This window comes from Bacteroides propionicifaciens DSM 19291 = JCM 14649 (genome assembly GCF_000375405.1).
In the GTDB taxonomy this organism is placed as follows: Bacteria; Bacteroidota; Bacteroidia; order Bacteroidales; family Bacteroidaceae; genus Bacteroides_E; species Bacteroides_E propionicifaciens.
In genome coordinates, this window is record NZ_AQWS01000022.1 from 1 (window position 1) to 21,577 (window position 21,577).

General features: G+C 38.2%; 21 protein-coding genes. 16 read left to right on the top strand and 5 right to left on the bottom strand.

The genetic code is table 11. The annotated features are described in order from the left end of the window. Positions 1-195: transposase (locus B091_RS0107820; protein WP_018109457.1), on the bottom strand; the 195-nt coding region annotated here is incomplete at its 3' end. 322 nt (positions 196-517) lie between these two features. Further along, on the bottom strand, positions 518-1,489 hold the full coding sequence (locus tag B091_RS0107825; RefSeq protein ID WP_018109458.1) for a type I phosphomannose isomerase catalytic subunit: 972 nt from the start codon (positions 1,487-1,489) through the stop codon (positions 518-520). Between the two features lie 259 nt (positions 1,490-1,748). Between B091_RS0107825 and B091_RS0107830 the strand changes: the two genes are divergently transcribed. From B091_RS0107830 to B091_RS0107895, 15 genes are all read left to right on the top strand, one after another. Next, complete coding sequence (locus B091_RS0107830; RefSeq protein WP_018109459.1) at positions 1,749-2,837, top strand: aldose epimerase family protein; 1,089 nt, start codon at positions 1,749-1,751, stop codon at positions 2,835-2,837. A 45-nt stretch (positions 2,838-2,882) separates the two neighbouring features. Further along, a complete protein-coding gene (locus B091_RS0107835; protein WP_018109460.1) occupies positions 2,883-4,166 on the top strand; it encodes an MFS transporter in 1,284 nt (427 codons plus the stop codon). Positions 4,167-4,214: 48 nt separating this feature from the next. Continuing rightward, entirely contained in the window at positions 4,215-5,369 is a 1,155-nt protein-coding gene (galK, locus tag B091_RS0107840) for a galactokinase (protein ID WP_018109461.1), read from the top strand. 258 nt (positions 5,370-5,627) lie between these two features. Further along, complete coding sequence (locus B091_RS0107845; RefSeq protein ID WP_018109462.1) at positions 5,628-7,637, top strand: transketolase family protein; 2,010 nt, start codon at positions 5,628-5,630, stop codon at positions 7,635-7,637. Positions 7,638-7,650: 13 nt separating this feature from the next. After that, on the top strand, positions 7,651-8,082 hold the full coding sequence (gene rpiB, locus B091_RS0107850) for a ribose 5-phosphate isomerase B (RefSeq protein WP_018109463.1): 432 nt from the start codon (positions 7,651-7,653) through the stop codon (positions 8,080-8,082). Positions 8,083-8,334: 252 nt separating this feature from the next. Next, entirely contained in the window at positions 8,335-8,616 is a 282-nt protein-coding gene (locus tag B091_RS0107855; protein ID WP_018109464.1) for a tetratricopeptide repeat protein, read from the top strand. A gap of 11 nt (positions 8,617-8,627) precedes the next feature. Further along, positions 8,628-8,861 (top strand): 4Fe-4S dicluster domain-containing protein, encoded by a 234-nt coding sequence (locus B091_RS11960; RefSeq protein WP_025069577.1) that lies wholly within the window; start codon positions 8,628-8,630, stop codon positions 8,859-8,861. 7 nt (positions 8,862-8,868) lie between these two features. Further along, entirely contained in the window at positions 8,869-9,951 is a 1,083-nt protein-coding gene (locus tag B091_RS0107860; RefSeq protein ID WP_018109465.1) for a 3-methyl-2-oxobutanoate dehydrogenase subunit VorB, read from the top strand. 26 nt (positions 9,952-9,977) lie between these two features. Beyond that, positions 9,978-10,142, top strand: coding sequence for a hypothetical protein (locus B091_RS12740; RefSeq protein WP_018109466.1), 165 nt, complete (start codon positions 9,978-9,980; stop codon positions 10,140-10,142). 13 nt (positions 10,143-10,155) lie between these two features. Then, the gene (locus tag B091_RS0107870; protein WP_018109467.1) at positions 10,156-10,935 is read left to right on the top strand and encodes a thiamine pyrophosphate-dependent enzyme; all 780 of its coding nucleotides are present in this window, start codon (positions 10,156-10,158) and stop codon (positions 10,933-10,935) included. A gap of 5 nt (positions 10,936-10,940) precedes the next feature. Beyond that, positions 10,941-11,477 carry a 2-oxoacid:ferredoxin oxidoreductase subunit gamma family protein gene (locus B091_RS0107875; protein ID WP_018109468.1) on the top strand — a complete coding sequence of 179 codons (537 nt, stop codon included), beginning with the start codon at positions 10,941-10,943 and terminating at the stop codon, positions 11,475-11,477. Positions 11,478-11,619: 142 nt separating this feature from the next. After that, positions 11,620-13,785, top strand: coding sequence for a putative porin (locus B091_RS0107880; RefSeq protein WP_018109469.1), 2,166 nt, complete (start codon positions 11,620-11,622; stop codon positions 13,783-13,785). Between the two features lie 6 nt (positions 13,786-13,791). Further along, on the top strand, positions 13,792-14,649 hold the full coding sequence (locus B091_RS0107885; protein ID WP_018109470.1) for a transporter substrate-binding domain-containing protein: 858 nt from the start codon (positions 13,792-13,794) through the stop codon (positions 14,647-14,649). A 104-nt stretch (positions 14,650-14,753) separates the two neighbouring features. Further along, positions 14,754-15,740, top strand: a complete 987-nt coding sequence (locus B091_RS0107890) for a Gfo/Idh/MocA family protein (RefSeq protein ID WP_025069578.1) — start codon at positions 14,754-14,756, stop codon at positions 15,738-15,740. 5 nt (positions 15,741-15,745) lie between these two features. After that, positions 15,746-16,213, top strand: a complete 468-nt coding sequence (locus B091_RS0107895) for a nucleoside deaminase (RefSeq protein ID WP_018109472.1) — start codon at positions 15,746-15,748, stop codon at positions 16,211-16,213. Positions 16,214-16,484: 271 nt separating this feature from the next. Here the strand turns inward: B091_RS0107895 and B091_RS0107900 are convergent, their stop codons facing one another. Continuing rightward, entirely contained in the window at positions 16,485-18,074 is a 1,590-nt protein-coding gene (locus tag B091_RS0107900; RefSeq protein WP_018109473.1) for an OmpP1/FadL family transporter, read from the bottom strand. Positions 18,075-18,090: 16 nt separating this feature from the next. Further along, positions 18,091-19,479, bottom strand: a complete 1,389-nt coding sequence (locus B091_RS0107905; RefSeq protein WP_025069579.1) for a hypothetical protein — start codon at positions 19,477-19,479, stop codon at positions 18,091-18,093. 312 nt (positions 19,480-19,791) lie between these two features. Here B091_RS0107905 and prmA point away from each other — a divergent pair, with 312 nt between their 5' ends. Beyond that, positions 19,792-20,637, top strand: a complete 846-nt coding sequence (gene prmA, locus B091_RS0107910) for a 50S ribosomal protein L11 methyltransferase (protein WP_018109475.1) — start codon at positions 19,792-19,794, stop codon at positions 20,635-20,637. A 26-nt stretch (positions 20,638-20,663) separates the two neighbouring features. On the opposite strand, the gene B091_RS0107915 is transcribed toward prmA, so the two are convergent. Next, positions 20,664-21,572, bottom strand: coding sequence for a glycoside hydrolase family 25 protein (locus B091_RS0107915; protein ID WP_018109476.1), 909 nt, complete (start codon positions 21,570-21,572; stop codon positions 20,664-20,666). Positions 21,573-21,577 lie beyond the last annotated feature (5 nt).

Sequence of the window (21,577 nt, forward strand, 5' to 3'; positions counted from 1 at the left end):
ATCCTCACTCAATGCCGTATTACCATTTCCAGGGAAGCTCTCTGATCCTTTAATCTTGTATTGGCTTCGCCAACTATAGAGTTGCTTGACTGAGATTCCTAACTCACGAGCAAACTGACTTAAGTTATCTCTTTCATAACTCAACTTGACTGCATTTTCTTTAAACTCTCGGTTGTATACTTTTCGTTGTTTCATTGGATAAAGATAGTTTTTTATCCCTTAACTAGTTGTGCGGGTAAAGTTAGCAAGTCCAAGTTATAAAACCAAAATGAGCTAGTCATTCAATCCAAGCTAGTGGGTCATAAGCAAGCAGGGACTTACTCGTTTTAGGGGTAGATAAGAGTAAGCCTTAATCAATAAGTTTTTTTATGAAAATTAAGGTAGGGGAATGACAGCCAATAAAGACGAGTAGAGGGGGGATCTGGAACTATATTAAAATAACAAACGCGAAGAAAGTCGAAACTTTTTCGCGTTCACCATTAGTCATATTTAATGTAGACAATAACTTAATTACTGATTATACATAAGTTTCAAGAAACTTCACACCACCTTCATTGGGGATTACAGTAATTTCTTCTGTTGTAGCAGGGTATAAAATAGTCTCACCTGCCTCGAAAGACAATTCGTAACCTTCGTTATCAACCAATTGGCATCCACCTTCAACACAGATAAAGATTACAAAAGAATCTAAATCAGCATAATCACAAGTTACCTCCTCAGTTAAGTCATACACAGAAGTCGTAAAGTAAGGGCAAGCCACTAGTTCAACAGGCTCATCTTTCAACTTTTCGTAGGCTGTACGGTAGTCACTAAGAACCTCATAATCAATCGCATCTTTCGCTAAATCTGTATGAAGCTCTCTGGTTTTACCATCGGCATCTTTTCGATTAAAGTCATAGATACGATAAGTAATATCGGAGGTTTGCTGAATCTCAGCAATAAAAGAACCTGCACCAATACTATGTACTCGACCAGCAGGCAAAAAGAATACATCCCCTGCTTTAATACTGTATTCTTGGAGAACATCAGTAATTGTGCTATTATAAACGCGGTCTTTATACTCTTGGGGAGTAATCTCTTTAGAGAAACCTGAGCGAAGCTTAGCGTTACTATCAGCATCAACAACATACCACATTTCTGTTTTACCAAAAGAATCATGGCGTTTCTTAGCTAATTCGTCATCAGGATGTACCTGAATTGATAGGTCTTGTTTAGCGTCAATAAACTTTATCAACAAAGGGAACTTTTCACCAAACACTTCATAGTTGTCCTCACCCACAAGCTCCTGACGATGTCTGCGAACAAGTTGTGTTAAAGTGAGTCCTCGATCAGGACCTTCAGCGACAACAGATTCACTGTTTTTTACGCCAGAAATCTCCCAACTCTCTCCTACTCTTTCTAGTTGCTCACTAAGGTGTTTAAATGGAATGATTTTATCACCACCCCATAGGGTTTGCTTCAAAAGAGGGTCGAATTTAAACGGATACATTTTCCTTTACTTTTTAATTGATGATTTATGATAATAATACACACAAACATAGCACAAAATATCAAGATATAATTGATACCTAAACGTATTTTTTTAAATCAAGAAACACATTAAAAGACATTTAGATTGTGTTAGTCTACAAAAGTCAAATTTCTTGTTAAATAGACCTTGTATTTTTATTTTTATTTAGATAGATATATTTGTTTGAGAGGTTTAAATTCTCTTTATTTGCATGAATAATATACTTAATTGGTCCATAATGAAAAACGCAACTATGAACATTGAAAACAAGTCAAAGCTAAGCAGAGAAGACTTTCAAACAACAGTTGAAGGCAAACCCGTTGATTTGTACATCCTTACCAACGATCAAGGTATGGAGGTAGCAATAACAAACTACGGATGTATGATTCTTTCGATTATGGTTCCTGATAAGAACAAGAATTATGAAAATATTGTTCTCGGACATAGCAGTATTAAAGATATTTTAAAATGTCCTGAGCCTTTTCTAAATACAGTTGTGGGACGTTATGCAAATCGTATAGCTAAAGGAAAATTCACACTAGAAGGCAAGCCCTACTCATTAACAGTTAATAATGGGCCAAATGCTCTTCACGGCGGACCAACAGGATTTCATACACGCGTTTGGAATGCTAAACAAGAAAACAAAAATACTTTAGTACTCACCTATAGTTCAAAAGATGGTGAAGAAGGCTATCCTGGCAATTTAGAAGTAGAACTAACATATACACTAGACAACGAGTCTAATGCACTTCATTTAAACTACCAAGCTACTACTGATAAAACAACAATAGTGAATCTTACTAGTCACGGTTTCTTCAATTTGGCAGGTATAGCTAATCCTACCCCAAGTATCGAAGACCATGTTGTTACAATAAATGCGGATCACTACGTACCTATTGATCAGGTTTCAATTCCGACGGGAGAATTACTTAGTGTAAAAGATACACCAATGGATTTCTTAACTCCTCACAGTGTAGCAGAAAGAATTAACGACGATTTTGTTCAACTCAAAAACGGAGCAGGCTATGATCATTGCTACATCCTCAACAAAGTTGAGCCTGGAGAACTAACATTAGCAGCTACATGTCAGGATCCCAAATCAGGTAGACTAATGGAAGTATATACAACGGAACTTGGCGTACAGCTGTATACAGGCAATTGGCTTGCTGGTATCAAAGGTGCTCATGGAGCAACGTTCCCAGCAAGAAGCGCCATCTGTTTTGAAGCGCAGTGCTTCCCAGACACTCCTAATAGAACCTATTTTCCAAGTGCTAAACTTGAACCAGGCGAAAAATACACGCAACACACCGTTTACAAATTCAAATAATAAATATTTCATAAATTAACAACAACAATAACAACTACAAGAATTATGACTAAACAAAGCCAAAATCGTATCGTCCCTATCATTATGATGATAGCACTTTTCGGTATGGTATCATTCGTAACTGGCTTACAAAACCCTATGGGGATTATTGTAAAAAACCAGTTCGGCGCATCCAACTTCATGTCCCAGTTGGGTAATTTCTCCAACTTTATTGCTTATGCATTTATGGGAATACCCTCAGGTCTTTTGCTACAAAGAATTGGATATAAAAAAACAGCTCTATTAGCAGTAGCAGTAGGTTTCTGTGGTGTAGGTATCCAGTTCTTATCTGGAACTACGGGTAGCTTTGCTGTATATTTGTCAGGAGCCTTTATTTCAGGTTTTTCTATGTGTATGCTTAATGCAGTAGTTAATCCTATGTTAAATACACTTGGTGGTGCAGGTAAGAAAGGGAACCAACTAATTCAAGTTGGTGGTTCGTTTAACTCTTTGAACGCTACAATTGTTCCTGTACTTATTGGTTACCTTATAGGTAATGCTTCTCAAGCAACAATTAAAGATGCAAACCCCGCATTATTTATTGCTATGGGTGTATTTGCACTAGCATTCTTAGTTCTGTTATTAGTGAATATTCCTGAGCCAATTCCTACTCAAAAATTGGATAAAGCTCTTAAAGATAAACATAGCCCATTGTCATTCAGACACTTTATTTTAGGTGCTGTCGCTATCTTTGTATATGTAGGTATTGAAGTAGGTATTCCTAACTTTAGTAACTTATATATGACTACAAGTATAGCTGAAGGTGGTTTAGGAATTGACACAACTATCGCTGGGTCAGTAGTTGGAACATATTGGTTCCTTATGCTTATTGGCCGTTTAATTGGCGCATCAGTTGGAGCTAAAGTTTCAAGTAAAGCAATGTTAACCTTTACTTCGAGTCTAGCTGCCGTATTTGTTATTCTAGCTATGTTTAGCTCGGCAGATACACATATCAGCATGCCTGTTTTCTTTAGTGATATCTCATTTGGTGTTACAAATGTACCTATTGGCATTATGTTCTTAACGCTTTGCGGTCTTTGTACTTCAATCATGTGGGGTGGTATTTTCAACCTTGCAGTTGAAGGTCTTGGTAAATATACATCACTAGCTTCAGGTCTATTTATGGTTCTAGTTTGTGGTGGTGGTATCTTGCCATTAATTCAAGGACTATTAGCTGATGGATTTGGCTTTATGGCTAGCTTCTGGTTAACATTTGCTGGAGCAGCGTACTTATTATATTACGCTCTAATAGGCTCTAAAAACGTTAACACAGATATTCCTGTTGAATAACAGCTAAATTATTCTATCTTAAACTAACCTTTAAAACACACGGATAAAATGAAAAAAGAGGACGTAAGAAAGCATTTCGAAAATAAATTTGGTAAAGAACCTGGTTTAGTTTATGCTTCACCTGGACGTATCAATCTGATTGGAGAACACACCGACTATAATGGAGGCTTTGTTTTTCCTGGAGCAATAGACAAAGGCATGATTGCTGAAATCAGACCTAACGGAACTGATAGAGTAAAAGCCTATGCTATTGATTTAGATGAACATGCCGAATTTGGTTTAACTGAAGCTGAGGCACCGAAGGCTAATTGGGCACGTTATATATTTGGAGTTTGTAGAGAGATGAACAAGAGAGGAGTTGAAGTCAAAGGCTTCGACACTGCTTTTGCTGGCGATGTACCCTTGGGTGCTGGAATGTCTTCATCTGCTGCTCTAGAGAGTACCTATGCTTTTGCCATCAATGAATTATTTGCCGATGGTAAAATCGACAAATTTGAATTGGCTAAGGTTGGTCAAGCTACTGAACACAACTATGTTGGGGTCAACTGTGGTATCATGGACCAATTTGCTTCAATTTTCGGTAAAGCGGGAAGCTTAATCCGTCTTGATTGTCGTTCTCTTGAATACGAATACTTTCCTTTCGATCCTAAAGGATATAAATTAGTGCTACTTGACTCTGTTGTAAAACATGAGTTAGCCTCTTCGGCTTACAATAAGAGAAGAGAGAGCTGTGAGACAGCAGTAGCTGCTATCCAAAAAAATCATCCACATGTAGAGTTCTTAAGAGATGCTACAATGGAGATGCTTGAGGATGTGAAAACTAAAATATCCGAAGAAGATTTTATGCGTGCGGAGTACGTAATTGAAGAAATCCAACGCGTTTTAGATGTTTGTGATGCTTTAGAGATTGCAGATTACAAAACTGTGGGACAAAAAATGTATGAAACGCACCACGGCATGAGCAAACTTTACGAAGTAAGCTGTGACGAACTCGACTTCTTAAACGATTGTGCTAAAGAATCGGGTGTATGTGGTTCACGTGTAATGGGCGGTGGCTTTGGCGGTTGTACTATCAACCTAGTCAAAGACGAGCTTTACGAGAATTTCATTTCAAAAACTATTGCTGCTTATAAGGAAAAGTTTGGTAGAGAGCCAAAAGTTTATGATGTCGTTATCGGCGATGGAGCAAGAAGATTGGCTTAATTTACATACTAATATAGAAGAGGAACTTTCCACAAGTTCCTCTTTTTTTGTGCTAATCACGATCAGACGATAAAAAAGTGAAAAATATCGTAAACACTTCGATTAAAAGAACTTTACTTCGAGTGTAAAATATTAAAATGAACAAATAGATGTTTTATAGAGTTTTGATAACTAAGTCTGCTCCTGAAAATAGAAGCAGACTTAGTTATCTGAAACAAATAAACTATCTTTGTATATAGAATCAAATAAAAATCAATTATGAATACCGTTAAACTAATGAACCGTGCAGCCGATAACATCAGAATTTTAGCTGCGTCAATGGTTGAAAAAGCTAACTCAGGTCACCCAGGTGGTGCTATGGGAGGTGCAGATTTTATCAATGTGCTATTCTCGGAGTTTCTTACTTACGACCCTAAGAATCCTAAATGGGAAGGAAGAGATCGCTTCTTCTTAGATCCAGGTCATATGTCACCTATGTTATATTCAACATTGGCTTTGACAGGTAAATTCACTATAGATGAACTCAAACAATTCCGTCAATGGGATAGCCCAACACCAGGCCATCCAGAAGTAGATGTTCAAAGAGGTATTGAAAACACATCAGGCCCACTAGGTCAAGGTCATGCCTATGGTATTGGTGCAGCAATCGCTGCTAAGTTCCTAAAAGCTCGCTTTGGTGAGGTTATGAATCACAACATCTATATTTACATCTCGGACGGCGGTATCCAAGAAGAGATTTCGCAAGGAGCTGGTCGTATTGCTGGCCACTTGGGATTAGATAACTTGATCATGTTTTATGATTCTAACGATGTTCAATTATCTACCGATACAGATGAAGTAACCAGCGAAAACGTTGAAATGAAATACCAAGCTTGGGGTTGGAAAGTCATTACAATTAATGGTAACGATGTAGAAGAAATCAGAAAAGCACTTACCCAGGCTCAAGCAGTAAAGGGTCAACCAGTAATTATTATCGGTAAGACCGTAATGGGTAAAGGTGCACTTAAAGCAGACGGAACTAGCAATGAGGCTAACTGCTCAACTCACGGTTCACCTCTAGGTGGTGAGGCTTATATCAAAACAATTGAAAACTTAAATGGAGATCCTAAGAATCCATTCGCTATATTCCCTGAAGTAGCTGAGCTTTATGCTAAACGCGATGAGGAGCTTAAGCAAATCGTAGCAAAACGTTTAGAGGCTAAAGCTAAATGGGCTACTGCTAACCCAGAATTAGCTGCTAAAATGCAAGGCTTCTTCGAAGGTAATCTACCAGAAATAGACTGGGAAAGTATAGAGCAAAAAGCAAATGGAGCAACCCGTGCAGCTTCAGCAACCGTACTCGGTGTATTGGCTCAAAAGGTAGAGAATATGATTGTCTCTTCAGCCGACCTTTCGAACTCAGACAAAACAGACGGATTCTTAAACAAAACTAAAGCATTCAAGAAAGACGACTTCTCTGGAGCTTTCTTACAAGCTGGAGTATCTGAACTTACTATGGCTTGCCTATGTATTGGTATGTCACTTCACGGTGGTGTAATTGCAGCTTGTGCTACATTCTTTGTATTCTCTGATTACATGAAACCAGCTGTTCGTATGGCTGCATTAATGGAGCAACCAGTTAAGTTTATCTGGACTCACGACGCTTTCCGTGTCGGTGAAGATGGACCTACACATGAGCCAGTGGAACAAGAAGCACAAATCCGACTTATGGAGAAACTTCAAAACCACAATGGTAATAACTCTATGTTAGTATTACGCCCTGCTGATGTTGAAGAATCTACCCACGCTTGGAGACTAGCCATGGAGAATACTTCTACCCCTACAGGTCTAATTTTCTCTCGTCAAAACATTAAGAATCTTCCTCAAGGTAACGACTATGCTCAAGCAGCTAAAGGAGCTTACATTGTAGCTGACTCTGATGAAAACCCTGATGTTATTCTTGTTGCTTCAGGTTCTGAAGTTGCAACACTTGTAGCTGGAACAGAATTATTACGCAAGGACAATATCAAAGTGAGAGTAGTTTCGGCTCCTTCTGAAGGCCTATTCCGCTCACAATCTAAATCTTACCAAGAATCAATCATTCCATCTGAAGCAAAAGTATTTGGCTTAACTGCTGGTTTACCTGTAACTCTTCAAGGTTTAGTTGGAGCTCATGGTAAAGTATTTGGTTTAAATTCATTTGGTTTCTCTGCTCCTTATACTATTCTCGACGAGAAGTTAGGCTTCACTGCTGAGAATGTATACAAGCAAGTTAAAGAAATGCTATAATTAAGATAAGATTATGAAATTGATAGGACTATGTTCTGACCACGCAGGGTATCCCTTAAAGACTTATGCTGCTGAATGGCTAAAGGAAAATGGATATGATGTTAAAGATTTTGGTACACACTCTCTAGAAAGCTGTGACTACGCTGACTTTGCTCATCCACTAGCAAGAGCAGTTGAAGCTGGGGAATGTGAGTTGGGTTTTGCGGTTTGTGGAAGTGGCAATGGAATCAATATGACACTAAACAAACATCAAGGCATCAGAGCTGCCCTATGTTGGACAGAAGAAATAGCAGAATTTGCACGCCTACATAATGATGCAAATATCTTAGTCATGCCAGGTAGATTCATTACCGAAGTTCAAGCTGATGAGATTATGAAAATATTCCTCAACACTGAATTTGAAGGAGGAAGACACCAGAAAAGAATCGATAAGATTCCTTTATAAAATTAAGGATAAATCAAAAAGGATACTGAGTTTCAGTATCCTTTTTTTATGCCTTTAACTTTGGGTATAAAACAAAAACAATTGAGCTTAATACGAATAACTTAGTATATTTTAGAAATTAGAGTATTAACAAAGGGACATATATTATTAAAATACATACCAACATATAAGATTTTAAGGCAGTTTATGCATAAATTAATTGCAAGTGTAACTAAAATACCCCTATCTTTGAATTATACGAAGTCGAATAAAATGAATAAGAAATTCATAGAAGAAATTCAAAAACAGATTACTGAGGGTGATGTCAATCGGACTATTATCGAGCTGAATAAATTTTTATTCTCAGACGACATTTCAAAAGACGTAGTTTATTATCTTTTGGGGAATGCCTATCGAAAATTAGGAAGCTGGAAAGAAGCACTTAACAATTATCAATACGCTATAGATATCAACCCAATGAGCCCGGCTAAACAAGCTAGAGCTATGGTTATAGACATTATGAATTTCTATAACAAAGATATGTTCAATCACTAATTCTCAAAAGTATGGCAAAAATGAAAGGGGCTATTGTAGTAAATACTGAGCGATGCAAAGGATGTAATCTATGTGTTGTTGCATGCCCTCTTGATGTTATTTCACTAGCTAAGGAGGTAAATCTAAGAGGTTACAATTATGCCCAACCAATTTTAAAAGACACCTGCAACGGATGTAGCACTTGTGCTACTGTCTGCCCTGACGGATGCATCACAGTATATAGAGTAAAAACGGAATCTAAATAGACTTAATATGGCAAAAGAAGAAGTAGTATTAATGAAAGGAAATGAGGCAATTGCCCATGCAGCCATAAGATATGGAGTAGATGGTTACTTTGGTTACCCGATTACTCCCCAATCTGAAGTATTAGAGACCCTAACAGAAATTCAACCTTGGAATACAACAGGAATGGTTGTACTTCAGGCCGAAAGTGAAGTGGCTGCTATAAATATGGTTTATGGAGGTGCAGGAACTGGCAAAAAAGTAATGACATCTTCATCAAGCCCTGGTATCAGCCTCAAACAAGAGGGTATATCGTATATTGCAGGAGCTGAACTACCTTGTCTTATTGTTAACGTAATGCGTGGAGGCCCAGGTTTAGGAACAATCCAACCTAGCCAAGCCGATTACTTCCAAACCGTGAAAGGTGGTGGACACGGAGATTACAGACTAATAACCCTAGCACCAGCCTCAGTTCAAGAAATGGCCGACTTTGTTGGCTTAGGCTTTGAATTGGCTTTCAAATACAGAAACCCGGTTATGATGCTTGCTGATGGTGTTGTTGGTCAAATGATGGAAAAACTAGTACTCCCAGCACAACAAGAGCGACTTACCGACGAAGAGGTTGTCGCAAGATGCCCTTGGGCCTCAACAGGTAAGACAAAAGATAGAAAACCCAATATTATCACCTCACTAGAGCTCCAACCCAATATTATGGAGCAAAAGAATATCTCATTCCAAGAAAAATACAAAATAATTGAGCAGGCAGAAGTACGCTACGAAGAGCTATTTTGCGAAGATGCTGAATTAATAATTGTTGCTTTTGGAGCAATGGCCAGAATTAGTCAAAAAGCCATTGAGATGGCGCGTGAAGAGGGCATAAAAGTGGGGTTAATTCGCCCAATCACATTATGGCCCTTCCCTACTCAAATAATCAGTGACTATGCAAACAAAGTAAAAGGTTTCCTTTCTGTGGAGCTAAATGCTGGTCAAATGGTAGAGGACGTTAGATTAGCCGTAAATGGTAGAGTGAAAGTTGAACACTTTGGTCGTTTGGGAGGTATTGTGCCCGATCCTGACGAAATTGTAGAAGCACTTAAAGAGCATTTTATTTAAAAACTCTTTTATCATTCCAACTAAATATGACTACAGATAAAATAAGAAAAGCTCTAAATATCCTATTCCTAATTGGTGCTGCGGCAGCAATAATCACCTACTTTGTGGCCGATTATCGTACATTCATATATATATGTGCAGCAGCAGTATTTTTCAAGGTATTGGAGTTTATAATACGATTTACGAATTAAAAATACACCTTCTATGGATATAATAGATATAATTAAACCCGAAAATCTGGTCTATAAAAAACCCGATTTACTCAACGACAATGATATGCATTATTGTCCAGGGTGCAGTCATGGTGTGGTTCACAAACTTGTTGCAGAGGTAATTGACGAAATGGGACTAACCGATAAAGCTGTAGGAATCTCTCCAGTAGGTTGTGCTGTTTTCATTTACAACTATATCGATATTGATTGGCAAGAGGCTGCACACGGAAGAGCTCCAGCACTAGCCTCAGCAATCAAAAGACTTTGGCCTAGCCGCTTGGTATTTACTTACCAAGGCGATGGAGACTTAGCTTGTATTGGTACAGCTGAGACTATCCACGCACTCAATAGGGGTGAAAACATCACCATCATATTTATCAATAATGCGATATACGGTATGACTGGTGGCCAAATGGCGCCAACCACACTTATGGGGATGGCTACTGCGACCTGTCCTACAGGACGTCAGGTAGAACTTCACGGATATCCACTCAAAATGACCGAAATTGCAGCTCAACTAGAGGGTACTGCCTATGTAACCCGCCAATCGGTACATACCGTAGGTGCGATTAGAAAAGCCAAGCGTGCCATTAAAAAAGCTTTCGAAAACTCTATGAATGGAGCCGGATCAAACCTAGTTGAAATTGTTTCGACTTGTTCGGCTGGCTGGAAAATGACTCCAGTCGAAGCTAATAAATGGATGGTAGAGAACATGTTCCCTTATTACCCATTAGGCGATTTGAAAGATAAGAGTAAGGAGCTAAATAAGTAATTAAGATGAAAGAAGAAATTATCATTGCAGGTTTTGGTGGACAAGGTGTCCTCTCAATGGGGAAAATCTTGGCGTATGCTGGTCTGATGGAAGACAAAGAGGTAACTTGGATGCCTTCTTATGGACCTGAACAACGTGGGGGAACAGCCAATGTTACCGTAATTGTTAGCGATGAGCGCATATCATCTCCCATAGTTAGTACTTTCGATATCGTAGTGGTACTAAATCAACCCTCATTAGAAAAATTTGAATCTAAAGTTAAACCAGGTGGACTACTTATTTATGAAGAGTCAACTATTATCAATCCACCAACCCGAACTGACATTAAAGTACATAGCATAGCAGCAATAGATGCTGCTAATGAAATGCACAACAGCAAGGCCTTTAACATGATTGTACTAGGAGGCTTATTAAAGTTAAAACCAATGGTTTCAACTGAAGGTGTTCTAAAAGGACTTTTCAAAACCCTACCAGAAAGACACCACCACCTAATTCCAGTGAATGAACAAGCCATTACCTTAGGAGGTCAGATTATTAAATAGCAAAATTTAAGAATAAGTATAAAAGGTTAAGGCAGACTATCGCAAAAGATAATCTGCCTTTTTCATATTCCCCCTCTTGGGGGAATAAAGATTAGACAAAATCTTTACTGAAAATGTTTTTATTGTATATTTGCTACTAATTATGAGAAAGATTTTAATCCTCCTTACGATATTAATCTGGGGAAGTGTTCTCCCCTCCGTTGCGCAGGTTGATCCAACGAAGCCTCGTTACGATGAATTTGGTAACCCTGTCGATCGATATGGTAATGCTCTTGACCCTTCAACTCAGCCAAAAAATCTAAAAGATTCTACCGAAGGAGAAATAGTAAGCATGGAACCGAAGCTTTTCATGTGGCAAATCTCAGAAAGATTGGGTATCCCTACCCGCGTACCTGTTGACACGATTTTTCTAAACTTCCAAAACAGTAATTTGGATGAAGGCTATACCAATACCTATAATCACTTAGGCAATATGGGTTCACCCCGAGTGAGCCATATTTTTTTCAATCAGAGTTACGATAAGGATACTCCTTTTTTCATGAAGCCCTTTTCTCATTTTTATTTTAGACCCTCAGAGTTTAAGTTTACCAATAGCAATATACCTTACACTAACCTAACTTATTATAAATCGGGAAATAAGATCAACGGAGAAGATCGCCTTAAGGCCTATTTCTCTGTCAATGTAAACGAAAAGTTAGCCTTTGGTTTTAATATTGACTACCTCTATGGTAGAGGTTATTATAATCATCAAAGTACTGCATTTTTCAATGGGGGTATATTTGGTAGCTACCGAGGAGACCGATATGAAGCCTATTTCATGTACAACAACTTCATGCTTAAAATGGCTGAAAATGGAGGGATTACTGATGATAGATACATTACTAAGCCCGAAGACATGGCCGATGGTAAGCAGAAATACGAAAGTCAAAATATTCCGACCAACCTAAACAGTGCATGGAACCGTAATAGTGACTTTTATGTATACTACAACCAGCGCTATAATATAGGTTTTACCAAAGAAACTAAGGTTGTAACTGCACCCCTTGACACAACTTTGCTTGCTAAACACAACGATGATGAGCATAATGAAACTGATCATGAACATGAACACGAGCACTTGCCTGCTCCGCAACCAAAAGATTCTGTAGTTACAAAGTTTGTTCCTGTAACCAGCTTCATACACACCTTCAAGGTCGAACGCAATAAGCATCGTTTCATCTCTCGTGATGAACCTAAAGGCTATTTTCCGAACACCTATATCAATTTAGATGGCAATTCGAGCAATGACATCAATACATACATTGGCTATCACAACACCCTTGGAATAGCCCTAGCCGAAGGCTTTAATAAATATGCTAAAGCAGGACTTACAGCATTCTTTACCTATAAGGCCAATAGATACACCTTACCGACCAAAGACATTACTCGTCAAGCAAAATATACAGAAGGAATTTTGTTTGTCGGAGCTGAACTTGCCCGCCGACAAGGAAAGATACTTAATTATAGAGCAATGGCCGACTTTGGGCTGTCTGAAAAATACACTGGTAATTTTAATATTGATGCTGATGCTGATTTAAATCTTAAATTCAGAAAAGACACTCTAATCATTAAAGCTTTTGCAAATATTGGTAATAATCGTCCACACTTTTACATGAGGCACTACCACGCCAACCACTACTACTGGGATGAAGGGAAAAATGGTATGCCAAAACTTAAGGATGAATTCACACAAAAGATTGGTGGTGAAATCAGTTTTCCGAAATGGCAATCTAAGATTAGAGTAGCAGCCGAGAACTTAAAAAACTATACTTACTTAGGGCCTGAAGGCACGCCACTACAGTATTCTGACAACATTCAGATTTTGGGAGCCACACTAAATCAGAACTTTAAGTTGGGAATCTTTCACCTCGACAATGAGGTAACTTGGCAGAAGTCTAGTAAAAGAGATATTATACCCTTGCCTAGCATTACGCTATACCACAACCTCTATATCGAAACCAAGATAGCCAAAAAAGTGTTATCGGTCCAATTGGGTGCTGACGTACGATATACCACGAAATATAAAGCTCTTGCTTATATGCCAGGTATTCAGCAATTCCACGTGCAGCCAGATGAGGGCAGTGTTAATATCGGAGCTTACCCCGTGATCAATGTTTATGCAAATATACAACTCAAGCAGACACGTATTTTTGCAATGATGTATCACGTTAATCAAGGTATGGGTAATAATAATGCATTCACTAGCCCACATTATCCGATCAATCCGAGACTCTTTAAGTTGGGAATTTCTTGGAATTTTTATGACTAAACAATTATGCTCAATCGCAAAAAGAAAATAATCCGAATTGGACTCCTATCATTTATAGGAGTGTTAATCTATTTCCTCTGGGGCAAACTAACCTCATCGGATATAAAAGATTGGGATGAAATTCAAGAGAGTGGTGTTATTCACATCTCAACATCCTACAATGCAATTGATTATTTCTTTAGAGATGATAGCATACAAGGGTTCCAATACGAAGTCATACAGGCTATTTTTAAGGATAAACCCATCGAGGCTATTATAACTCCTATCGTAAACTTTTCTACTCAACTAACCGACCTTATAGATGGTAAAACAGATCTTATTGCAAGCAGTCTGCCAGTAAGTAGTGATCTTAAAGAGCAAGTGAACTTCACCTACCCTATTCTCAAAAATAGACAGGTCTTAGTTCAACGCAAAGATAGCACAACACTAACCGATGATATCTTTATTGATAATCAAGTAAAGCTCGGCAAGAAAGAGATTTATGTTGTCAAGGATTCACCAGCCATCCTACGCCTTAAAAACTTAAGTAACGAAATAGCCGACACAATCTATATTCGTGAGGTAAATCGCTATGGAGAAGAGCAACTCATCGCTATGGTAGCTCACGGTGATATTGACTATGCAATATGCGACGAAAGAATAGCTACCCTAGCCAAAGATAGCATCCCTCACCTAGACATAGAACTAGCCATTGGTTTTACCCAACTCTATTCGTGGGCAGTCCATAAAGATACACCTCAACTCTTGGATAGCTTAAATACTTGGATTGAACAATTTACCAAGAGCGAAACATATCAAACAATCTATGCTAAATACTACAGAAACAAAGCCCTGCTAATCCAATTGGGCAAAACTGATAAATAAAGTTTAACACTCTTCAGACTCATTTATCCACATTAATCAACACCCTAAAATTCGATAAATAACAGATATATAGCTATATTTGTCTGAACTCGATGATGAAAAAAATGACAGATAAGATTATTAAATGGGGATTTATTGGTTGCGGAGAAGTAACCGAATATAAAAGTGGTCCAGCTTTCCAAAACGTGCAAAACTCAGAGGTAGTGGCCGTTATGAGTAGGAATATGGCTAAGGCAGAAAACTATGCCAAGAAGCATAATATTCCGAAATGGTATGATGATGCCATGAAACTTATTAACGATCCAGATGTAAATGCCGTTTATATTGCTACACCCCCATCCTCACATGCAACTTATGCTGTTATGGCTCTCAAAGCTGGTAAACCTGTTTATATAGAAAAACCAATGGCTGCAACTTATGAAGAGTGTTGCCGAATCAATCGGGTGTCTGAGGAAGAAGGTGTACCTTGTTTTGTAGCCTACTACAGAAGATATCTGCCCTATTTTATGAAGGTAAAAGAGTTAATTGAGCAAGGAGCTATTGGTAAAGTTATCAATGTCCAAGTTCGTTTTGCACAACCTCCACGTGACCTCGACTACAATCAAGACAATCTACCTTGGCGTGTACAAGCAGATATTGCAGGAGGAGGCTATTTCTACGATTTAGCACCACACCAGATCGATCTACTCGAGGATATGTTTGGGTGCATTCTCGATGCTAAAGGCTTTAAAAACAACCTTGGTGGTCTCTATGAAGCTGAAGACTCGATCAGTGCTTGCTTTAGATTTGACTCGGGCCTAATCGGTAGTGGTTCTTGGTGCTTTGTGGCCCACGAATCGGCCAAAGAAGACCGTATTGAAATTATAGGCAACAAAGGACAGATCTGCTTTTCAGTATTCTCATTTGAACCCATAGCCCTTCATAACGAACAAGGGCGAGAAGAGTTTGTTATAAATAATCCACAGTATGTACAACAGCCCCTAATACAGTCGGTTGTAGACCATCTACTTGGTAAATCTGTCTGCAAATGCGATGAATACAGCTCAACCACCGTAAACTGGGTTATGGATAAAATTTTAGGTAAATTATAAATATTATGACGAAAGAAGAGTTAATGCGTAAAGCAATTGCCCTATCGATTGAGAACCTCAATCAAGATGGTGGCCCATTTGGAGCAGTTATTGCAAAAGATGGCGAGATTTTAGCTACAGGAGTTAACCGTGTTACCGACTCGTGCGACCCTACAGCTCACGCTGAGGTTAGTGCTATACGTAATGCTGCAAAGAAACTTGGCACTTTTGATTTGAGTGGTTACGAAATATACAGTTCATGCGAACCCTGCCCCATGTGCCTTGGCGCAATCTATTGGGCTCGTTTAGACAAACTTTATTATGGCAACACCAAAGAAGATGCCAAAGTGATTGGCTTCGACGATTCGTTTATCTACGAAGAATTAGAGCTTAAAAAAGAGGATAGAAAGCTTAAATCCGAAGAGCTTTTAGGTAAAGAAGCGCTTGAAGCCTTCAATATCTGGGCTAAAAAAGAAGATAAAACTGAATATTAAATTCAGCTGATTCTAAAATAAAATAAGTAAAGGCATTGGACTAACAGTAGTTCAATGCCTTTATTTATATACCTCATAGCAGCTGTTACTCCTAATATAATAAACGAGTAAGTCACTCGAGTCAAACCACCTAGCGGGACGGATAAAGCGACTTACTCACAATAGTCAAGCCAATATCTAATCTTACAAAAATTAAGGCAAAAAAAGAGAGTGTGCAAAAGTAAAAGCACACTCTCAATCAAATCAACATTTTGTAAAAACATCAAATTAATTATAATCTCATTCCTAGAGTTAATAATATCTGACTTCTATTGGTGGTGAGTTTAGTAAAGTTCAACTCTGTATCGTCAAAGGGTCTAAAATCACTCTTGTACCAATCGAATTTAAAGCCTAAATCGGCATAAAACATCTTTCCTGCATAACCTAAACCCATAGTAAAGGTATTGCGGTCTTTATTATTAGCAAACTGGATGTCAGTTTGAGTAGAATTAGTGGGAACATAATTGTATGCATTTTTATTAAATGCAGCTGTTTGATAATTGTAACCAGCTCTAAATGCAAACTCTGGTACTATGCGATACTCTAAACCTAGACGTACTGTATGTACTGTCTTTAAGTCAGAAGCATTATTCTTATAGTCGACTATCGAACCACCTCCATCATCATATCTAAACTTCATAGATGAAAAGTCTTGCAGTTCATATTCTGCACCAATTGCTAGAAAATCTCCTATATTGTGTCCTAAACTAAAATTGAACTTCCAAGGCGTTTGTAAATCATAATTGAACTGATAGTCATAACCATCCAAATTCAACTCATTGGGATTTACTGAACGTCTGTCAGCTAAAGTAGCCTCGTCATGTCCTGATAGAGAAATTTGAGTCTCTACGAAGGAGTTTGTATATTGTTTCAGATTATAGAATATTGGGGTATGGATAGCTAGCCCAATTCGGAATGGCGACGATTCAATAGGCCTAAAGATAGCTCCAAACTTAAAATCCACTCCTGAACCATCGACTTCACGATTAGTTTCTAGCAAACCATATTGGTTATAACCATAATCCTCAAGATAATATGTATTTCTTCGATAGTTTAAGTCGTAAGCTCCAATTGTCAATCCAAAAAAGAAACGATCAGAGACATTACCCGACACGTTAAAATCGTATTGGTCAATACCTCCACGGGCACTTGATCGAAAATCCGAACTAGGTTGTGGTAGGTAGGATTGGAAACCACTTCCACCATCAACAGCTTGAATAAAACCACCTGCATAACCTAAAGCACCCATCCAGCCGATATCGGTATATCTATAAACAGGTTCGTTATCATTAATAAGATCGGCAACATTGGGACCACTACCTCCATTGAACATATCAGCCGCCTGCTTTCCCATAAAATCAGATATAGAAATAACATGCCCATCAGCTGTTCTATTAACTAGTCCACCAACTTTCAAGTTCGAATTGAAATCTTTTGCACGGGTATAATTAAAACCGAAGTTTAAATATTTTAAGCCTGAATATCCCATTTGGGTAGATATTACAAAACCTAGGTTTGGCATATTAAAACGGTTTTTATCTTGAGTGAATTTATCTCCTAAATAATCACTTTTTATCTCCGTATTGGTATAGCCAAAGCCGATATTAAAATCATTGCTTCTGTATAGACCGATACCTGCAGGGTTTACACCCATAGTAGAGATGTCGGCTCCAAGAGCACCCATAGCTCCACCCATACCGACAAAGCGAGCCGTACCAGATAACTCTTTATTTGCAAAGAGCTCTGCATCGTAGATTGACTGAGCTTTTAGATTCAAAAAGCTCATCAATACCAATCCTGCTGCAACTATATATTTTTTCATACTAATCTAAATTAAATTATCGTCTACGTGAAGAACCTCCAGATGAACTAGATCCACCGCTACTTCTCGAGCTACTACCGCCACCACTGCTATAAGAAGAGTTACTTCTACTAGAGCTGTTACTATTAGTGTTAAAAGTGCTAGTGCTTCTAGATCTAGAAGAGTTTGACTCAACAGTTGATCTACTTGGAGCTCTTCTAGTTGAAGTGCTGTTCATTCCACTAGTAGATCTTTGATAAGTCGAACTCGAGCTACCAGCAGGACGGCTAGTGTTATTTCGTGTACTACTTGGACGTGTATATCGGAATGAAGAACCACTATTCACTCTTTCACGAGTATTGCTCGATGGTGTAGATGTACTACTGCTGTTATTAGTTGTTCTTAAATCATTGAAACGTCTTCTTGTTGTACTTGTTCCAGATGAATTATTAGATTGACCTGGCCTTGCTGTACTTGTAGTTACACCGGGACGTTGAGTAGCCGAGTTACTTGAACTGACTCTTCGGCGACTAGAAGTGTTAGCTCTATCGTATCTTGAACCAGAACTAGAACTACTGCTTGAGCTATATCCAGAGTCTCTTCTACCTGAAGAGCTTGAATCATATCTGCGATTATCACGGTATCCTCTTCGTCGAGATGAACCATAGTAGTATCCACCACCCCATCCATACGATGGGTAATAAGGATCGTACCATCCACCCCAATGTGAGTATCCACCCCAGCCGTAAGATGGGTAGCCCCAACCACCATAATAACCACCACCATATCCGTAACCAGGATAATAAGATGAGTACCAAGGATCGTAGTATCCACTATAGCCAAAACTCATTCCGAATCGACTACCACGGCCAAATTTCCATGAAGACCACATAACATTTGTTTGTCTTGGGAATACATAGGCATATCTATTGTCTACATAAACATTCCAATCCCAACTGTTAGCACCGTAAACCATATCATAATAGTACGGACTATTTACATCGATAGCATAACGTCTATCTCTTGTACTTATTATACGTTCAGCATCTTGGTAGTCAGACATAGAGCCTTCGTAACCACGATTTAACCACTCCCCATCTTGAGTAGGTGGTATATATCCATATTCATCATCTCCAGCAATCAGCACCTGACCACGACGATTATATTCATCTAATGCATCTCTAGATAGCTCACTTTCGTGAACTACTTTTGTTGAGCCTGCAGATGGGACATAAAAATGTCTCACTTGATCATCAGCAGTTTGAACTCTTGGCTTTTCAGGAGTTTCTTTTTGCTTCTTAGTTAATGTACTTTTCTCAGAATTTTCTTTATTTTTAGAAGAAGAAAAGAAATACATCTCATTTTGGGCATGAATACAAAACGGAACCCCTACCAGTATACCTATAAAAATTAATAGCTTTTTCATATATCCTCCGTTTGTTTAATCTTGTTATCTTAACGATAGCAAATATATATTTGTTTGAGTGTATATTATAAATATTATCCCCAAAGGGTTTTAGGGATTTCCCTATTTTCACAAAAGCCACAGGCTTTAGGGAGGTTATTTCTTAGTTTGGAGCGACTTGGAACTATATTTCGAATAAATACGGCGTCCGTTTTATTGAAATATATCTCAATCGCTCAAGAAGAAATTATGATATAAAAATTATCTTTGTATATAATCAACAAACCAACACTACAATTGGTAGTGCTAGGACATACATTCAATTATTATACAATGAGATACTACGAATTCATATTCAAATACGCCCCAAAGACTGATATTATAGACGATGTATTGATGGCCATTCTAGGTGAAGTAGGTTTTGATAGCTTCTTACCCGAAGAAAAACCACTTAAAGCCTATATTCCTGTTGATCTTTTTGATGAAACGACACTCAAAGAAGCCTTAGCTAATTTCCCTATTGAGATCGACAAAATAGAATATAGCTATACTGAGGCTGAAGATAAAGATTGGAACGAAGAGTGGGAAAAGAACTTTTTCCAACCCATCATTATCGACGACCTCTGTGCCATCCATAGCACTTTCCACCAAGGCATCCCAAAGGTTAAGTATGATATTATCATTAACCCCCAAATGGCTTTTGGAACAGGACATCACGAAACAACCAGCCTAATCATCAACGAGCTGCTAAACATGGAGCTAAAAGATAAAGCTGTACTCGATATGGGTTGTGGAACCTCTATACTAGCAATTCTGGCACATAAGCGAGGTGCTAATCCCATTACTGCCATTGATATAGACACATGGTGCGTTGAGAACTCGAAAGACAACTGCCTACTCAACAATATAGACAACATTGATATCCACCATGGAGATGCTGACCTATTGAGTAAACTAGACCTTAATTATGATTTAGTGATTGCTAATATCAATAGAAATATTTTGCTTGCCGATATGGAGTCGTATGTAAAAAGACTAAATGTTGGAGGAAAACTATTGATGAGTGGATTCTATACCGAAGACATTGCCATTCTGCAAGAAAAAGCAGAAAGTTTAGGACTCAAGTTTGTTGGTACTAACTCTCGCAACAATTGGGCATGCCTAGCCGTTACAAGATAATTTTATAAATCAAATGAATCTAAAGCTTAAGGCAATCGCATTGCCTTAAGCTCTTCAAGAGAACCATTAAAGACATTTAAGTCGACCTCTTTATCGATGCCAGGTACTAACCCCACATCGGAATGTTGCCAAAACTGCCATGACCCTGTATATTTAACAGCACTAACATAGTAGTGAGCAATCCAAAAGGGATAGGTATTAAATATAGAATCATTGAGGTACTTATTCTTAAACTTATAAGAAGTGTAGATAATTGGTTTCTGCTTATAATGGCGCTCTACGATACTGAGCCACAAAGCAACACTATCCTTAAAGGCTTCTTTTGAGGATTTACCAATCACTTCAACATCAAGCACAGGCGGAAGATCTCCCGATTTTAGTCTGACAGTATTGATAAAGAATTTAGCTTGCTTTTTAGCACTGGTTCTTGGTGAAAAGAAATGATATACTCCAGATATAAAACCATACTTACGAGAATTTCGAAGATTATCATCAAAGGTAACGTCTTTGAAATCGCCACCTTCCGTTCCTTTCATAAAAACAAAATTAAGAGGAGCTTTCGCTGCTTGATGCGTATAGAGCGTATCCCAATTAATCTTACCCTGATATCGCGAAACATCAATGCCATGAACAGTATAACCATAAGGCATGCATACATCATAACTTTTTAGGCCATAACAAGGCATCCATCGGTAAGCATATGGACGAACATAAAACAGATAAAAAAGTATGCACACAACAACAGTGATAAGCAAAGCTATAAGATTGCGAACAGCTTTGGTTAGCACAAAAGATTTACTTGAAGTCTTTTTGGAAGACCTCTTTGGGATAGGTTTTGTTTTTTGGGATACTGCCTTAGCAGTAGTTTTACGCTGACTCACTTTCTTGAGTACTGGTTTTGCTTTTGCAGTAGAGGGGGATTTCTTATTTACCATGTAAA

Excerpts from the sequence above, each read along its gene's own strand:
- B091_RS0107825 (WP_018109458.1), bottom strand. The coding sequence starts at position 1,489 with ATGTATCCGTTTAAATTCGACCCTCTTTTGAAGCAAACCCTATGGGGT.
- B091_RS0107830 (WP_018109459.1), top strand. The coding sequence starts at position 1,749 with ATGAAAAACGCAACTATGAACATTGAAAACAAGTCAAAGCTAAGCAGA.
- B091_RS0107835 (WP_018109460.1), top strand. The coding sequence starts at position 2,883 with ATGACTAAACAAAGCCAAAATCGTATCGTCCCTATCATTATGATGATA.
- galK (WP_018109461.1), top strand. The coding sequence starts at position 4,215 with ATGAAAAAAGAGGACGTAAGAAAGCATTTCGAAAATAAATTTGGTAAA.
- B091_RS0107845 (WP_018109462.1), top strand. The coding sequence starts at position 5,628 with ATGAATACCGTTAAACTAATGAACCGTGCAGCCGATAACATCAGAATT.
- rpiB (WP_018109463.1), top strand. The coding sequence starts at position 7,651 with ATGAAATTGATAGGACTATGTTCTGACCACGCAGGGTATCCCTTAAAG.
- B091_RS0107855 (WP_018109464.1), top strand. The coding sequence starts at position 8,335 with ATGAATAAGAAATTCATAGAAGAAATTCAAAAACAGATTACTGAGGGT.
- B091_RS11960 (WP_025069577.1), top strand. The coding sequence starts at position 8,628 with ATGGCAAAAATGAAAGGGGCTATTGTAGTAAATACTGAGCGATGCAAA.
- B091_RS0107860 (WP_018109465.1), top strand. The coding sequence starts at position 8,869 with ATGGCAAAAGAAGAAGTAGTATTAATGAAAGGAAATGAGGCAATTGCC.
- B091_RS12740 (WP_018109466.1), top strand. The coding sequence starts at position 9,978 with ATGACTACAGATAAAATAAGAAAAGCTCTAAATATCCTATTCCTAATT.
- B091_RS0107870 (WP_018109467.1), top strand. The coding sequence starts at position 10,156 with ATGGATATAATAGATATAATTAAACCCGAAAATCTGGTCTATAAAAAA.
- B091_RS0107875 (WP_018109468.1), top strand. The coding sequence starts at position 10,941 with ATGAAAGAAGAAATTATCATTGCAGGTTTTGGTGGACAAGGTGTCCTC.
- B091_RS0107880 (WP_018109469.1), top strand. The coding sequence starts at position 11,620 with ATGAGAAAGATTTTAATCCTCCTTACGATATTAATCTGGGGAAGTGTT.
- B091_RS0107885 (WP_018109470.1), top strand. The coding sequence starts at position 13,792 with ATGCTCAATCGCAAAAAGAAAATAATCCGAATTGGACTCCTATCATTT.
- B091_RS0107890 (WP_025069578.1), top strand. The coding sequence starts at position 14,754 with ATGACAGATAAGATTATTAAATGGGGATTTATTGGTTGCGGAGAAGTA.
- B091_RS0107895 (WP_018109472.1), top strand. The coding sequence starts at position 15,746 with ATGACGAAAGAAGAGTTAATGCGTAAAGCAATTGCCCTATCGATTGAG.
- B091_RS0107900 (WP_018109473.1), bottom strand. The coding sequence starts at position 18,074 with ATGAAAAAATATATAGTTGCAGCAGGATTGGTATTGATGAGCTTTTTG.
- B091_RS0107905 (WP_025069579.1), bottom strand. The coding sequence starts at position 19,479 with ATGAAAAAGCTATTAATTTTTATAGGTATACTGGTAGGGGTTCCGTTT.
- prmA (WP_018109475.1), top strand. The coding sequence starts at position 19,792 with ATGAGATACTACGAATTCATATTCAAATACGCCCCAAAGACTGATATT.
- B091_RS0107915 (WP_018109476.1), bottom strand. The coding sequence starts at position 21,572 with ATGGTAAATAAGAAATCCCCCTCTACTGCAAAAGCAAAACCAGTACTC.